The sequence below is a fragment of the Ruegeria sp. HKCCD7251 genome (genome assembly GCF_013031165.1).
Lineage (GTDB): Bacteria > Pseudomonadota > Alphaproteobacteria > Rhodobacterales > Rhodobacteraceae > Ruegeria.
In genome coordinates, this window is the sequence record NZ_WPZC01000003.1 from 134,902 (window position 1) to 149,653 (window position 14,752).

At 58.6% G+C, this 14,752-nt stretch carries 19 protein-coding genes; 11 read left to right on the forward strand and 8 right to left on the reverse strand.

The genetic code is table 11. The features are described from left to right. Nucleotides 1–17 precede the first annotated feature (17 nt). From GOX75_RS09845 to argH, 3 genes are all read right to left on the reverse strand, one after another. On the reverse strand, nt 18–167 hold the full coding sequence (locus GOX75_RS09845) for a hypothetical protein (protein WP_171122604.1): 150 nt from the start codon (nt 165–167) through the stop codon (nt 18–20). 85 nt (nt 168–252) lie between these two features. Beyond that, on the reverse strand, nt 253–435 hold the full coding sequence (locus GOX75_RS09850) for an argininosuccinate lyase (RefSeq protein WP_171122606.1): 183 nt from the start codon (nt 433–435) through the stop codon (nt 253–255). Next, nucleotides 435–1,823 carry an argininosuccinate lyase gene (gene argH, locus GOX75_RS09855; RefSeq protein ID WP_171122608.1) on the reverse strand — a complete coding sequence of 463 codons (1,389 nt, stop codon included), beginning with the start codon at nt 1,821–1,823 and terminating at the stop codon, nt 435–437. The genes GOX75_RS09850 and argH overlap by 1 nt, the downstream gene beginning before the upstream one ends. Before the next feature lie 21 nt (nt 1,824–1,844). Here argH and GOX75_RS09860 point away from each other — a divergent pair, with 21 nt between their 5' ends. The 10 genes from GOX75_RS09860 to GOX75_RS09905 all read left to right on the forward strand — a co-directional run bounded on the left by GOX75_RS09860 (nt 1,845) and on the right by GOX75_RS09905 (nt 9,837). Then, a complete protein-coding gene (locus GOX75_RS09860) occupies nt 1,845–2,411 on the forward strand; it encodes a TlpA disulfide reductase family protein (RefSeq protein ID WP_171122610.1) in 567 nt (188 codons plus the stop codon). A 90-nt stretch (nt 2,412–2,501) separates the two neighbouring features. Continuing rightward, nucleotides 2,502–2,831 carry a hypothetical protein gene (locus GOX75_RS09865; RefSeq protein WP_171122612.1) on the forward strand — a complete coding sequence of 110 codons (330 nt, stop codon included), beginning with the start codon at nt 2,502–2,504 and terminating at the stop codon, nt 2,829–2,831. Nucleotides 2,832–2,892: 61 nt separating this feature from the next. Continuing rightward, nucleotides 2,893–3,279: a hypothetical protein gene (locus GOX75_RS09870; protein WP_171122614.1), complete on the forward strand. Its 387-nt coding sequence runs from the start codon at nt 2,893–2,895 to the stop codon at nt 3,277–3,279. Beyond that, entirely contained in the window at nt 3,276–4,247 is a 972-nt protein-coding gene (locus tag GOX75_RS09875; protein ID WP_171122616.1) for a sterol desaturase family protein, read from the forward strand. Before GOX75_RS09870 ends, GOX75_RS09875 begins: the two co-directional genes overlap by 4 nt. Nucleotides 4,248–4,337: 90 nt before the next feature. Further along, a complete protein-coding gene (locus GOX75_RS09880; protein ID WP_171122618.1) occupies nt 4,338–4,526 on the forward strand; it encodes a hypothetical protein in 189 nt (62 codons plus the stop codon). Nucleotides 4,527–4,625: 99 nt separating this feature from the next. Next, the gene (locus GOX75_RS09885) at nt 4,626–5,459 is read left to right on the forward strand and encodes an EAL domain-containing protein (RefSeq protein ID WP_171122620.1); all 834 of its coding nucleotides are present in this window, start codon (nt 4,626–4,628) and stop codon (nt 5,457–5,459) included. A gap of 182 nt (nt 5,460–5,641) precedes the next feature. Further along, nucleotides 5,642–6,817, forward strand: coding sequence for an acetyl-CoA C-acetyltransferase (locus tag GOX75_RS09890; protein ID WP_171122622.1), 1,176 nt, complete (start codon nt 5,642–5,644; stop codon nt 6,815–6,817). A 186-nt stretch (nt 6,818–7,003) separates the two neighbouring features. Continuing rightward, nucleotides 7,004–7,726 (forward strand): acetoacetyl-CoA reductase, encoded by a 723-nt coding sequence (gene phbB, locus GOX75_RS09895; protein ID WP_171122624.1) that lies wholly within the window; start codon nt 7,004–7,006, stop codon nt 7,724–7,726. A 300-nt stretch (nt 7,727–8,026) separates the two neighbouring features. Next, nucleotides 8,027–8,974, forward strand: a complete 948-nt coding sequence (locus GOX75_RS09900) for a transcriptional regulator GcvA (protein WP_171122626.1) — start codon at nt 8,027–8,029, stop codon at nt 8,972–8,974. Then, nucleotides 8,971–9,837 carry a DMT family transporter gene (locus GOX75_RS09905; protein WP_171122628.1) on the forward strand — a complete coding sequence of 289 codons (867 nt, stop codon included), beginning with the start codon at nt 8,971–8,973 and terminating at the stop codon, nt 9,835–9,837. Before GOX75_RS09900 ends, GOX75_RS09905 begins: the two co-directional genes overlap by 4 nt. On the opposite strand, the gene GOX75_RS09910 is transcribed toward GOX75_RS09905, so the two are convergent. From GOX75_RS09910 to GOX75_RS09920, 3 genes are all read right to left on the reverse strand, one after another. After that, on the reverse strand, nt 9,834–9,998 hold the full coding sequence (locus GOX75_RS09910; RefSeq protein ID WP_170563647.1) for a YdcH family protein: 165 nt from the start codon (nt 9,996–9,998) through the stop codon (nt 9,834–9,836). The genes GOX75_RS09905 and GOX75_RS09910 overlap by 4 nt on opposite strands. 121 nt (nt 9,999–10,119) lie before the next feature. Next, nucleotides 10,120–10,893 (reverse strand): tRNA1(Val) (adenine(37)-N6)-methyltransferase, encoded by a 774-nt coding sequence (locus GOX75_RS09915; RefSeq protein ID WP_171122630.1) that lies wholly within the window; start codon nt 10,891–10,893, stop codon nt 10,120–10,122. Beyond that, complete coding sequence (locus tag GOX75_RS09920) at nt 10,890–11,105, reverse strand: DUF2007 domain-containing protein (protein ID WP_037316655.1); 216 nt, start codon at nt 11,103–11,105, stop codon at nt 10,890–10,892. Before GOX75_RS09920 ends, GOX75_RS09915 begins: the two co-directional genes overlap by 4 nt. A 56-nt stretch (nt 11,106–11,161) precedes the next feature. Between GOX75_RS09920 and GOX75_RS09925 the strand changes: the two genes are divergently transcribed. Beyond that, entirely contained in the window at nt 11,162–12,160 is a 999-nt protein-coding gene (locus GOX75_RS09925) for a polyprenyl synthetase family protein (RefSeq protein ID WP_171122632.1), read from the forward strand. Here GOX75_RS09925 and GOX75_RS09930 read toward each other — a convergent pair. Continuing rightward, the gene (locus GOX75_RS09930) at nt 12,153–12,974 is read right to left on the reverse strand and encodes a 4-(cytidine 5'-diphospho)-2-C-methyl-D-erythritol kinase (protein WP_171122634.1); all 822 of its coding nucleotides are present in this window, start codon (nt 12,972–12,974) and stop codon (nt 12,153–12,155) included. The genes GOX75_RS09925 and GOX75_RS09930 overlap by 8 nt on opposite strands. Then, the gene (locus GOX75_RS09935; RefSeq protein ID WP_174825806.1) at nt 12,964–14,679 is read right to left on the reverse strand and encodes a tetratricopeptide repeat protein; all 1,716 of its coding nucleotides are present in this window, start codon (nt 14,677–14,679) and stop codon (nt 12,964–12,966) included. Before GOX75_RS09935 ends, GOX75_RS09930 begins: the two co-directional genes overlap by 11 nt. Nucleotides 14,680–14,752 lie beyond the last annotated feature (73 nt).

The window sequence follows — 14,752 nt, forward strand, 5'->3', positions numbered from 1 at the left end:
CGCGCCCTTGCGTTGCATTAGTTGGATGTTGAAACGCCGACCCGTCCGTAGCCGGAAATCTTGATCCCTGACCCGCCCGAGTTGGTCTCGGGCTCTGGGCGCGGGTTGTACGAAGGATCACACGCCGCCAGAACGGCAAGCGACAGGATCAGGCCAATAGTTTTCATTCGTGTCTCTTCGGAGTTAAGGCGCCAAAGCGCCAGTTACCGGGTGCAAATGGGCGCGGAGCCAGAGAATTGCAATCTTCGCTCGTCAGCGGCCCAGGTAAATTCCCAACCCGCCGCGTTGCAGACCAATTCCGCCACCCACATGCGTGCCGCTGCTGCCGACGCCGATGCTGGCATTCATCGTCGGCTGAATCGGCTCGCCGTCCGCGCCGCACCCGACCAGTACCGCTCCGAGCGAGACCAAAAGCAAAACTCGCATGATCTGCATTACACCAACGCCTTCCACCGCTTGATCTGGGCACGCACCTGATCCGGGGCTGTGCCGCCGTAGGACTGACGCGAGTTTACCGAGTTTTCGACGGTAAGAACAGAATAGACATCCTCGGTGATATCCGCGTGAACCGATTGCATGTCTTCCAGCGTCAGGTCAGGCAAATCGCAGCCCTTGCTTTCGGCCATCGCGACCAACGAACCGGTGACGTGGTGCGCGTCGCGGAATGGCAGGCCCAGCACCCGCACCAGCCAATCGGCCAGATCGGTCGCGGTCGAGAACCCAGACCCCGCCGCAGCCGCCAGACTGTCGCGGTTGGCGGTCATGTCCTTGACCATCCCCTCCATCGCAGCCAGCGCCAGCATCCAGTTGTCGGCGGCGTCAAAGACCTGTTCCTTGTCTTCCTGCATGTCCTTGGAATAGGCCAGCGGCAGACCCTTCATCACCATCATCAGCGCGGTGTTCGCGCCGTAGATACGGCCAACTTTGGCGCGGATCAGCTCGGCCGCATCGGGGTTTTTCTTTTGCGGCATGATCGACGAGCCGGTCGAGAATCGATCCGACAGCGTGACAAATCGGAACTGGGCCGAAGACCAGATCACCAGCTCTTCGGCAAAGCGAGAGAGGTGCAAAGCGCAGATCGAGGCGATGGACAGGAACTCCAGCGCGAAATCCCGATCACTGACAGCGTCCAGCGAGTTCGCTGCGGGGCGGTCAAAGCCCAGCGCCTGCGCGGTCATGTCCCGATCAATCGGGAAGGACGTTCCGGCCAGCGCTGCAGCACCCAAGGGGGATTCGTTCATCCGTGCGCGCGCATCTCGCACACGCGACAGGTCACGGCCAAACATCTCGACATAGGCCATCATGTGATGGCCCCAAGTGACCGGTTGCGCCGTTTGCAGATGGGTGAAACCGGGCATGACCCAATCAGCCCCGGCCTCGGCCTGTGTCAACAGCGCGCGGATCAGGGCCAACAAGCCGGTCTCCGCCGCGTCGAACTGATCACGGACCCACAGCTTGAAATCGGTCGCCACCTGATCGTTGCGGCTGCGGCCCGTGTGCAAGCGGCCTGCCGGTTCGCCGATGACTTCCTTCAGGCGTGCCTCGACATTCATGTGGATGTCTTCCAGCGCGGTTGAAAACTGAAACGAACCGGACTGAATTTCTGACAAGACTGTGAGCAGCCCTTCCCGAATAGCCTGCGCATCATTATCAGTAATAACGCCCGTAGCCGCCAGCATGGCGGCATGGGCGCGCGAGCCTGCGATGTCCTGGGCTGCCATCCGCTGATCGAACCCGATCGAGGCGTTGATTGCCTCCATGATCGCGTCTGGACCGGCGGCAAAGCGGCCGCCCCACATCTGGTTCGAGGATTGATCGGTCATGTAAGAAAACCCGGAGTTGATATGCGCCTATTTCGTCTGATCCCCCTTTATATGGCCCTTGCGCTGGGTGCAAACGCGGCTTTGGCTGCGGATGTCGAATCTCTGAAGCCGCTCCGTGACGGCACGCTGAAACGGCTGATCCTGCACAAAGAACCCAAACCTCATGAGTTGGTCGAATTCCAGCTTGAAGATGACGGCGGCGCCGCAACGCTGGCGGATTACAATGGCAAGTATGTTCTGGTGAACTTCTGGGCCACGTGGTGCGCCCCTTGCCGTAAGGAAATGCCCCAGATTGCTGAACTGCAGGAAGAGTTCGGCGGCGACAAGTTCGAGGTTGTCACCCTGGCCACAGGCCGCAACTCGGCCGCCGGGATCAAGAAGTTCTTCGAGGAAAACGGCATCGATAACTTGCCCCGCCATCAGGATGCGGGCTCGGCTGTTGCGCGTGAGTTCGGTGTGATTGCCTTACCGATTACCGTGATCCTGGATCCCAATGGCGACGAGATCGCCCGGCTTATCGGAGATGCCGAGTGGAATTCAGACAGCGCGAAAGCGATTATCGCGGCTCTGGTGGGTGCGGAAAGCTAGGCCCAACGCACCAAACTCCATTCTGTGCTAAACTAAGACCGGCCCCAACGGGCCGGTTTTCGTTTGTAACCTGCAGAAAGGGAGACGGCGATGAAACCGGTAGTCTTACTGATTGGCCGTTTGCCAAATGTGATCGGTGATGTTGCGCAGCAATTGGACCATATGCCCATTCAATGGCTCGGCGCGCATGATCAGGACGAAGTCAGGCGGCAACTGGATGCCGAGCCGCAGATTGCCTGCGCCATAATTGGAGCAGGGCTGGACGACAAAATACGTGGCGAACTGGTTGGAATAATTGCGTCACGCAGGCCGGATATCTGTATCCACCTCAAAGATCGGGCCTCCGGTCCCGAAGGGTTGGTCCCGTTCGTCAGACGCGTTGTTCAACACGAAATCTTGACCGACGCCCCGGCAAGCTGACGCGACGCCACCTTTGACAGTTTCCGCCGGGATTTGCACTCTGCCCGTCGGGAGGAAGGCTATGCCGCTTGAATTACTGCTGGTTCTGGTGGTTGGAGGAATCGCCGGGATCACGTTGATGATGCATCTCTCGGGCAAATCCCGTGTGCGTACCCTGACGCCGGAAAGCGCGCGGTCGGAATGGCTGCGCCATGTGCCGGATGATGACATCATAGATGTGACAGTGGCCCATGATGGCCATAGCGCGCTGATCCGCACCCCTTCTGGTAGCGGGCTGGTGTGGTCCTTTGGCGCAGACACTGTGGCCCGTCATTTGCTGGACTTTGACTGGATGGACCATCCGGACGGATTTGAAGTCTTTTTCCACGAATTCGGCACACCCAAAGTCCTTGTCCGCCTAGACGAATTCGAACGCCAGCACTGGCAACTTCTGTTGGAGCCTGCATGACCGATCAAGTTACATTTCCAGACGCCGTGCAATGGGCCATTCCCTTTTTCATTGCCGCCATTCTGGCCGAATTCATATGGATCGCCGTGAAAGGCAAAGGGGGCCGGTACGAGACCCGGGATTCTGTCACTTCGTTGATCATGGGGGCCGGCAATATCGCCTCGGATCTCATGGTGGGGTTCCTGATATGGGCCGGGTTCATGTGGCTTTGGCAAATCACTCCGCTGAATCTGGGCACGTCGATCCCGGTGATTATCCTGTGCTTCGTGCTGGATGATCTCCGGTATTACTGGGTGCACCGTTTCGGTCATCGCATCCGCTGGGTCTGGGCCAGCCATGTGAACCACCACAGTTCGCAGCACTACAACCTGACAACGGCGTTGCGACAGACCTGGACCTATTCATTCACCTTCATGATGGTCGTCCGTTCACCATTGATCCTGCTGGGGTTCCACCCTGCAATGGTGCTGTTCTGCGGCGGTGTGAACCTCGTCTACCAGTTCTGGATTCACACTGAAGCCATCAAGAAAATGCCCCGCTGGTTCGAGGCCGTAATGAACACCCCTAGCCATCACCGCGCCCACCATGGCCGCAACGCACGCTATCTCGATTGCAACTATGCGGGCACCTTCATCATCTGGGACAAACTGTTTGGCACCTTCGTCCCCGAGCAGGAAGACGACAAAGTCGATTATGGTCTGGTTCACAACATCGGCACGTTCAACCCATTGCGGGTCGCCTTCCATGAATGGGTCGGTATCTGGCGTGACGCCACGCAACCGGGGCTGACAGTGCGGCAGCGGCTTGCATATTGCTTCGCGCCTCCGGGCTACAGCCACGACGGAAGTCGCGACAACTCGGAACAGATCAAAGCCAAGCACATTGCCCGCCATCCCGAAGATCGCGGGTCGCCCGGATTTGAACAATTCGAAACAGAAATGCCCAATTCGCAGGCAAAGCGCGTCTGACGCCTCCACCCAACTTATGTCTGATCTTGAAATGTGATGCGCGCAATCCATATCAACGGGATACGCGAAACACACAGCAGGAGGCAGGACATGACCCGGATTATGACCGCATCGACCATATTGGGTCTGACTGGTTTGCTGGTTGCAATGTTCGCCGCGTTAAGCGGAGCGTTGCCCCTGTTGATTGCAATTGGGTTTTCCATGTTGGCGCTTGGCTTTACCGGAGCCGTAATCGGGGCCGCTGCGTCCCTGGGACGAGCTTGGGAAGCGGCACGATAACGCTGACGCACGGATCATTCCCACCCACCGTTAACTGCAAATTAACGAGTATGCCTTGAAATCGAAACCTGACCTATGGCGGCAGGGATTGGCAGACTCATGCAGGACAAAACACTGGCAGACATGCCCGAGGGGTCGGAAAACCCCCTGAATGCGGCTGTCACTTCGCGCGATGCCACGGCGGTACAAATGGCCTCCGAAGCGATAAAGCACAAACAATGCAAACTGGCTTTCCAACCCGTCATACAGGCCAGTCCTCCGCACCGCGTCGCATTTTATGAGGCGTTCATCAGGGTTCTGGACGAAACAGGCCGGGTGATCCCTGCGCGTGAATTCATGCCGCAACTGGAAAAGACTTCAATCGGTCGTGAAGTGGACTGCGTCGCGCTTGAGATGGGATTGCGCACGCTGGCCCGGAATCCCGACATCCGAATGTCGATTAACATGTCCGCACGTTCGATCGGGTATGGGCGATGGTCCCACGTGATGGAACGGTTTCTCAAGAAGGACGTTAGCATAGGTGAGCGCTTGATTTTGGAAATTTCGGAAAGCTCGGCCATGACCTTGCCTGATCTTGTGGTCGATTTCATGGACCGTATGCAGCCTCGGGGGGTTGCGTTTGCACTGGATGATTTTGGCGCCAGCAATTTCAGCTTTCGTCATTTCCGCGAGTTCCTGTTCGATGCGGCCAAAATAGATGGCCAATTTGTCCGCGGCATCAGCACCAACCCTGACAATCAGGCACTGGTGCGCGCCCTGATCGCCGTCGCGCGTAAGTTTGAAATTCTGGTCACCGCCGAATCGGTAGAAACCAGAGAAGACGCGGAATTCCTTATCGCTAACGGCGTTGACTGCCTTCAGGGTTTTTTGTTCGGTTCGCCTTCGATCAAGTCTCCGTGGAAGGCGGAAAAAACACCTAAAACAGCAAGTTAACCGGGAACAATCCGCCCAAACCCCGCCTGAGACAAGCTGACCATTGCTGCAACTGCAGCATTGCGCTATTCCAAGTGCAGTTGGAGCGGGGGATCACGAGGCGCTCTTTCTGTCAGGGGGCCACCCCTGCGACCTGCGCCGTCATGTTTCCCACAGAACCTTGATGGTAAAGGATTGTCTTAATGACCAACGTAGTAATTGCATCCGCAGCACGCACAGGCGTCGGCAGCTTCGGCGGATCATTCGCCAACACCCCTGCCCATGACCTCGGCACGGCAGTTCTTGAGGCCGTGGTTGAGCGTGCCGGAATCGAAAAAGGCGAAGTCAGTGAAACCATCATGGGTCAGGTACTGACCGCCGCGCAGGGTCAGAACCCCGCGCGTCAGGCGCATATCAACGCCGGTCTGCCCAAGGAAAGCGCCGCCTGGGGCATCAACCAAGTCTGCGGTTCGGGCCTGCGGGCGGTTGCGCTGGGCGCGCAACACATCCAGTTGGGCGATGCGGATATCGTCGCCGCCGGTGGCCAGGAAAACATGACCCTGTCCCCCCACGCCGCTGCGCTGCGAGCCGGTCACAAGATGGGCGACATGAAATACATCGACACCATGATCCGCGATGGTCTGTGGGATGCGTTCAACGGCTACCACATGGGTCAGACCGCTGAAAACGTGGCCGAGAAATGGCAGATCAGCCGCGATGCGCAGGACGAATTCGCAGTCGCCAGCCAGAACAAAGCCGAGGCCGCGCAAAAGGCCGGCAAGTTCGCTGACGAGATCACGCCCTTTACCATCAAAACCCGCAAGGGCGACATCGTGATGGACAGCGACGAATACATCCGCCACGGCGCAACGATGGAGGCGATGGCCAAGCTGCGCCCCGCGTTCACCAAGGACGGCTCGGTCACGGCGGCGAATGCGTCCGGTCTGAATGACGGTGCGGCGGCGACCCTGCTGATGTCGGCCGAGAATGCTGAAAAACGCGGGATTGAGCCTCTGGCCCGCATCGCATCTTATGCCACCGCGGGTCTGGACCCGTCGATCATGGGCGTCGGCCCGATCTATGCATCGCGCAAGGCGCTGGAAAAAGCCGGCTGGTCGGTTGACGATCTGGATCTGGTCGAGGCCAACGAAGCCTTCGCCGCACAGGCCTGCGCCGTCAACAAGGACATGGGCTGGGACCCGTCGATCGTGAATGTGAATGGTGGCGCGATTGCCATCGGCCACCCGATCGGTGCCTCGGGCTGCCGGGTTCTGAACACGCTTCTGTTCGAAATGAAGCGCCGCGACGCGAAAAAGGGTCTCGCGACCCTCTGCATCGGCGGCGGCATGGGCGTCGCCCTGTGTGTGGAGCGCGACTAAGTGGCTTGAAACCCGAATACAAAGGGGCGTCCGGTGGGCGCCCTTTTTTGTTACACTGGGGCCTGCCCCACAGATGCGACGATATTACCGTGCGGAACTTCAAAATTCAGAGCGAAATAATATTGCGCAAGATCACCTCTCAAAGTAACAGCATTACCCAGACGATATGAATTGGAGGAGTCCTAAATGGCACGTACAGCACTCGTCACCGGCGGTTCCCGCGGCATCGGCGCAGCAATTTCCAAGGCGCTCAAGGCCGAAGGATACAATGTTGCAGCCACCTATGCCGGCAATGACGAAGCCGCAGCAAAATTCACCGAGGAAACCGGCATCGCCACGTACAAATGGAATGTTGCCGACTACGACGAGTCCAAGGCTGGGATCGAAAAGGTCGAGGCCGAGGTCGGCCCGATCGACATCGTGGTCGCCAACGCAGGCATCACCCGCGATGCGCCGTTCCACAAGATGACCCCGGAACAGTGGCATCAGGTAATCGACACCAACCTGACAGGTGTGTTCAACACCGTGCACCCGGTCTGGCCTGGAATGCGCGAGCGTAAGTTCGGTCGCATCATCGTCATCAGCTCGATCAACGGTCAGAAGGGCCAGTTCGCACAAGTGAACTATGCCGCGACCAAGGCAGGCGATCTGGGCATCGTGAAATCCCTCGCGCAAGAAGGCGCGCGCGCAGGCATCACCGCGAACGCGATCTGCCCCGGCTACATCGCAACCGAGATGGTCATGGCGGTCCCTGAAAAAGTGCGTGATTCCATCGTTGCGCAAATCCCGGCTGGTCGCCTGGGTGAGCCCGAGGAAATCGCACGCTGCGTTGCGTTCCTGGCGTCGGACGATTCTCAATTCATCAACGGCTCGACCATTTCGGCCAACGGTGCACAGTTTTTCGTCTAATCCGAACACAGAAACAAAAAACGGGCCGGTCTCTTCAGACCGGCCCTTCTTTTATCCCGTAAGGACGCGCGCGCTGCGTTCAGCGGGAACCAAAAAGCCAGTTCATGGCCTGCTTAAGCATCTTACCGCGTTCAGCATGGGCCCGCTGAAAGGCGCGGGCGGCTGCGGGGTTTGTTGTCATCTCGATCATGGCAGACATCCTTTCAGTTCAGCTTTGTTTGACTTGAGCTGAATATGCGCCTTATCAATGTTGGAGACAAACGAGCTTTCTGCGAACTTCAGTTAAGAATTTCTTATGCCATGAGCGACTACCTTCCCCCGCTGACCGCGTTGCGCGCCTTTGATGCCGCCGCGCGCCATATGTCCTTTGCGAAAGCCGCCGAAGAACTGCATGTCACCCCTGCGGCCCTGTCCTTTCAGATCAAATCGCTTGAGGAACATCTGGGCCGCCCGTTGTTTCGCCGCCTTAACCGAGCCGTCGAACTGACCGAGGCAGGGCGCGCACTGGCACCCGGCGCAGCAGAGGGCTTTGCCGCATTGCAGGCCGCCTGGCAGGCAGCCCGAAGACAAGGAAACGATACCAGCCTGACCGTGACCGCAGGCCCGGCTTTGACCGCCAAGTGGCTTGCCCCGCGCCTTTATGAATTTGCACGGGCGCATCCTGAGATTGACCTCAAATTCTCGGCCACCTTGCGCAATATGGATCTGGAGCGTGACGACGTAGATGTGGCGATCCGGTTTGGCTATGGCGATGACGAGGGATTATATTCCCTGCCCGTGCGCAAAGAATGGCTGACGCCAGTCATGACACCTGAAATGGCCGAACGGTATGCAACGCCCGACAGCCTGAAAGACGCCCCCCTGATTTTTGACGACTCGATTGCGTTTCTCCAACCGCCCAGTGACTGGCCCACATGGTTTCGGGCGGTCGGCGTAAATTATTCGCCCACTCATGGCGCCCATTTTTCGAACGCAGACCACGCGATCGACGCAGCGGTTGCGGGGGTTGGGGTTGTGCTTGGTCGCCGCGCGATGATCATCAAGGACCTGACCGAAGGGCGCTTGGTCGCGCCGTTCAAGACGGCCATCGAAACGCGGGGGCGGTTTCGTTTTTTGTGCCTCCTGGGGGCAGAGAACCGCCCTCAAATCGCCGCCTTCCGGGATTGGTTCATGGACGAGATTGAAAAAACCGCGCATATCTCGGATGAATTCGAAATCATTCCGGTGGAAGAGGTCCCTGCCCTATGACAAGAACCCGTGCGACAGGGATCGGATTTATCGCGGTCCTGCTGTGGTCTCTGTTGGCCTTGTTCACGGTAGGATCTGCGCCCACACCGCCATTGCAGCTAAACTCCATATGTTTCTCAATCGGCGGCACGCTTGGGTTAATCTGGATCTGGGCCAACGGTGGCCTGTCTCAGCTTCGAAACGTGCGCTGGACAACCTACCTGTTCGGAACGATCGGGCTGTTTGGCTACCACGCGCTGTATTTCTCGGCCTTGCGCATGGCACCTGCGGCCGAGGCTGGCTTGATCGCATATCTCTGGCCCTTGCTGATTGTCCTCTTTTCAGGGCTGTTGCCCGGCGAGAACCTGCGACTGGGGCATCTGTTCGGTGCCTGTCTGGGGTTCGCCGGGGCCGCTGTGATCATTGCCGGGGGCGGAAGTGCAGGATTCCAATCGGATCACCTGCCGGGATACGCCCTGGCCCTGTTATGCGCGCTGACATGGTCCGGCTATTCGGTATTGTCCCGGCGCTTGGGCGACACGCCGACAAGCTCAGTCGCCGTGTTCTGCGTTGCTACGGCCATAGCGTCCGCTTTACTGCACCTGGCCGTTGAAGAGACCGTGTGGCCGGACACAGCGACAAGCTGGGTTTCCGTGCTGGCCTTGGGTCTGGGGCCGGTGGGACTGGCGTTTTATGTCTGGGATATAGGGGTTAAACAAGGCGACATTCAGATTCTGGGAACGGCGTCCTACGCGGCACCCTTGTTGTCTACGCTTATTTTGGTTGTGGCCGGGATCGCGGCCCCCTCGTGGGGGTTGGCGATCGCGGCCGTATTAATTACGGGCGGCGCGACAATCGCGGCCCGCGCCAGTATGAGCAGTTAACTGGACAGGCGCTCGATCTCTTCTTTCAGTTTCAGCTTCTGTTTCTTGAGTTGAGCGATATGGAGATCATCGATACCTGGCGAGCGTTGGGCTTGTTCTACTTCGAGACCGAGAGTTTCGTGCTTTTTCTTCAGTTCCGTCAGATGTGCGCTCACGCTCATGGCGATACTCCTTTGTTGGTGTCTCAGGTTTACGTATGAAGTTGATCACATCGTTTCCAGCCTGTCACGCTGCAGACGCACAGAATCTGTAATAAATCCGACAAATTCGGCTGGTTAATGCCTATCGATCCGGGAAACAGGCCAGCGCTGCGCCATCGCGCAACACCGAAGATACGTGCGGCGTATAGCTTTCCCCGTCTTTTTCGTGGCGTTCTCCTGCGTGCAAAATCAGGGGTGCATGCAGTTGGAAAGCTGCGCGCCCCCCCTTTTTTGCCCGCAGAATCACCAGCTCGGTCTTGCGCCCGGCCCGGGCTGACAGCGGCACAACTTCGATTGATCCCAGCCGCCCAGAACACGAGGTCAGCATTTCCGGCAACCGATCCGCCTTTTGGATCATGTGTAGGGAACCCTTCGGCGCAAGGCGTTTGGCTGCAGCGTCAAACCAAAGGTCCAGCGGTGTATCTCCGCCCAATGCGACGCTTCGTCCCTGATCCATGGACGGGCTATGCGCCCCGACACGGTAATAGGGCGGATTGGCGATCACATGATCAAACTGACGCTGTTTCAGGTCCGACGGCATGGCCGTCAGGTCCGCTTGAATAACTTCCAGCCGTGCGGCGTTTTCAACAGCGTTCCGACGAGCCAGATCAGCATATGGCGCTTGTAATTCCACCCCGACAGCCTGCAACCCCGGCACACGTGCCATCAGCGACAGCACCGCTGCCCCAGCCCCGCAGCCCAACTCCAGCACGCTTTGGCCCTGTTTTGCCGGAACACAAGCGGCCAGCAGGATCGGGTCCACCCCGGCGCGGTATCCGCCACGAGGTTGCCACAGGCGCACACGGCCACCCAAAAAGTCATTCAGGGTCAGGTCATCATCGTCAAACAGGGTCATCGGCCCAACGGAATTTCATTGTCACGCATCACGCGCTCGGCCCGCGTCAGGTCATCGGCCCGGACCATCAGGCGGCGCGGGAAAATTCCTATGCCACCTTCGAGGATGCTCATATTTACGTCCATCTGAAAGCAGTCTATATCCTCGCCTTCAAGAAGGGCGGATGCAAACGCCAGGATCGTTGGATCGGTGCTGCGCAAAAGTTCTTTCATGGGGATGGATGTAAGGGCAAGGTGCGGCAGAAGTCGAGCCTTGTATCAGGAGTGTGATGACGATCAGCACGGTCTCAAAACCGCATGAGCGGCTGGCGGAAATTCTCGCGGGAGAAATGGACGCAGTAAATGAACTGATCCGAACCCGCATGGCGTCCGAGCACGCCCCGCGTATCCCGGAAGTAACGGCGCATCTGGTCGAGGCGGGCGGCAAGCGTTTGCGCCCGATGCTGACCCTGGCCGCAGCGCAACTGTTTGGCTATCAGGGCAGCCACCATGTACGGCTGGCAGCGACTGTTGAATTCATCCATACCGCCACTTTGCTGCACGACGATGTTGTGGACGAAAGCGGCCAGCGGCGTGGGCGCCCCACGGCAAACCTTTTGTGGGACAACAAATCCAGCGTTTTGGTGGGCGACTACCTGTTCTCGCGCAGCTTTCAGTTGATGGTCGAGACAGGATCGCTGCGCGTGCTAGATATCTTGGCAAACGCATCAGCGACGATTGCCGAAGGTGAAGTCCTGCAAATGACAGCGGCCACCGATCTGGGCACCAACGAAGCGATCTACTTGCAGGTTGTACGGGGCAAAACGGCGGCATTGTTCTCAGCCGCGACTGAAGTCGGCGGTGTCATCGCCGGTGCAGCAGAAGAGCAGGTTCAAGCCCTGTATGACTATGGTGATGCGCTGGGGATCGCCTTTCAGATCGCGGATGACCTGTTGGATTATAAGGGCGACAGCACTGCGACCGGCAAAAACGTCGGTGACGATTTCCGCGAACGCAAACTGACCTTGCCCGTAATTAAGGCCGTCGCGCAAGCAACCCCAGAAGAACACGCATTCTGGGAGCGTACGATTGGCCGTGGCCGTCAGGAAGACGGTGATCTGGACCACGCGCTTGGGTTGATGGCCAAATACGGCTCGCTGGACGCCACGCGCTCGGATGCGCTGGGATGGGCGAATAAGGCCAAAGCGTCGCTCGACATTCTACCCGACCATGAAATTCGCACGCTGCTGCGCGATTTGGCGGATTATGTGGTGTCTCGCCTCAATTGAGCTGAACCGCGCGACACCACCAGTCGGGATAGGCTGCGCCAATCTCGTAGGCTGCGTAATGGGCCGCCTTCATACTGGGGAAGAGCGCAAAGCACGTCGACCCTGACCCTGACATCCGAACAAGCAGAGCCTCCTTGGTGGCGGCAAGTTCATCCAGAACCCGACCAACCTCGGGTGCAAGCCCCTTGGTCGGGCCTTCAAGATCGTTTCGTTGATCGCGCAACCATGTGGCACAGTCCTCAGCGGCGGCAAAGATCGGAATATCATCCGGCATGGGGTCGTTGTTGCGGCTATCCAGTGCAGAGAAGACGGCCCCTGTGGGAACCTCAACGCCCGGATTGACCAAAAGGGCTGGCATTTGTGGCAAAACAACCGGTGTCAGCCCGTCGCCAATGCCGCGCATTCGGCTGGCCTGCGCAGCCATGCAGACGGGGACATCCGCACCAAGTGACAAAGCGATCTCATCCGGAATGGTACCGCCCTGATCGGCAACCATGCGCAAAGTGGCCGCGGCATCGGACGATCCGCCACCGATCCCGCCACCGTGCGGCAGCACCTTGTTCAGGTCGATATGCCCTGCCCAACCTGCGGCTTTGGCTGCTTTCCAAACCAGATTACGATCATCCGCAGGAACCCCTGCCGCATGCTCACCCGTAACCGTGATCAACAGATGATCTCCATGCGTGAAGCGTAGCGTGTCACCCACATCCGCAAATACCACCAGTGAATCCAGCAGGTGATACCCGTCGGCCCGTCGACCGGTCACATGCAGAGTCAGGTTGATCTTGGCGGGCGCGAAAGCCTCAGCCTTCATTTGCGACCTTCAATGGGTCTGCACCTTCTTCGGCCAGAACTGCATCCAGCCCGATCTCAAGCTTGCGGCGAATTCGGTCCGGGTCGACTTCGCCGTCCGTGTCATCGGGGTCGATGAAGGATAAGGCGCGTTTCCATTGGAACTCGGCCTCGCGCGCGCGTCCGACCGCCCAATAGACATCCCCCAGATGGTCGTTCACCACGGGATCGACCGGCATCAGCTCAACCGCGCGCTCCATATGCTCAACCGCTTCGTCATAGCGTCCGAGACGGAACAGAACCCAACCCAAGCTATCCACAATGTAGCCGCTGTCAGGCCGCGCGGTGACAGCGCGTTCGATCATGTTCAAGGCTTCGTCCAGCTTCTCGCGCCGCTCAACCAGCGAATACCCCAGATAGTTCAACACCTGCGGCTGATCCGGGTTCAGTTCCAGCGCCTGCCGGAAATCGGCCTCGGCCTGATCCCAGTTCTTGAGCCGCTCGTGCGAGATGCCGCGCGCGTAATACAGGAACCAGTTTCCCCCGACACCGCCTTCAATCAGTTCGATGGCCTTGTCATAGGTTTCCACCGCATCAGCATAGTTCTCCTGCCGTCGCTGAAGATCGGCCAACGCAACATGAACGCTGGGCAGGTTCGGACTTTGGGTGGCAAGGGTCTGCAAGACTTCGGCGGCCGCATCGGTTTTACCTGCGCGGCCAAGCACCTCGGCGCGGCCCAACTCGGCGGCGTGATAATCGCTGCTTTCGGCAGGCACTTTGCGATATGCCTCAACTGCCAGATCATATTGCTCGAGCTCGTCCAGCAACTCGGCGCTCAGCAAAATTGCGTCCACGTGGTCAGGCCGCAAGAAAGCTGCAGTTTGTGCGTAAAGCAGAACGTAGTTCTCCGCCGCCTCGGTGCTGAGCGCAGCCCCCACGGAAAAGAACACTTCTGCCATGCCGTCCTGCGCCGTTCGCACATGCGTGAAGGGCAGGGTTTCTTCCGCTGCCAGGCGCGCCTCATAGCTTTCGATGGATGGGTCGCTGCCAGCGGCAAACACGTCATCCAGAAAGGCCAGCGCATCCTGGTTGCGATCAAGCTGTGACAGCACCTCAACCCGTGCCAGTGCCGCACGGCGCGTGAATTTTGCAACCGCCCCTTCGTCGGCTGCAAAAATCGCTTCGGCCCCTTCGAAATCCCCGACCGAGGCCAATGCCAGCGCCTTGTGGTAAAGCGCGAATTCCCGCAACCCTTCCTGTGTCGCCACCTGATCGAACTGATCCATCGCTTTGGTCATGGACCCCTGACCAATGTGGGCCCATCCCAACATCAAACCGTCGACCAACGGTCCGACGCCCTGCGTTTCGGGATCAAGCGCCAACAGTTCGTCCAGCTTGTCATCCGCAACAAGGTTAGCGGCGATAACCATCCGAGCTGCCTGACTGGGAAGGTCCATTTCAACAACTGTGCGGGCCACAGGCTGAGCGCGTTGCAACTCGCCCAGCGACAGCCTGGCAACAACGACGCTTTCCAGCAGCTTTTGGTTTTCGGGGTCAGCGCGCAGGGCCTGAGCAAAGTAACGCTCGGCTGCGGTATAATCGTTCTGGAAAATCGCCTGACGCCCGGCCAAATATGGCCCGGACCCGGTATCCGAAAAAGCCGGAAACGTGACTGACGAAGAAAGCAGCGCAACTAGCGCTGCGCGACGGAGGAGGGAAGCCACCAAAATCCTGCCTTGCTATTGTTTACTGACCAACAAGCTAGGACTTTGGCAGGTAAGAGGCAATGGCAGAGCCTTC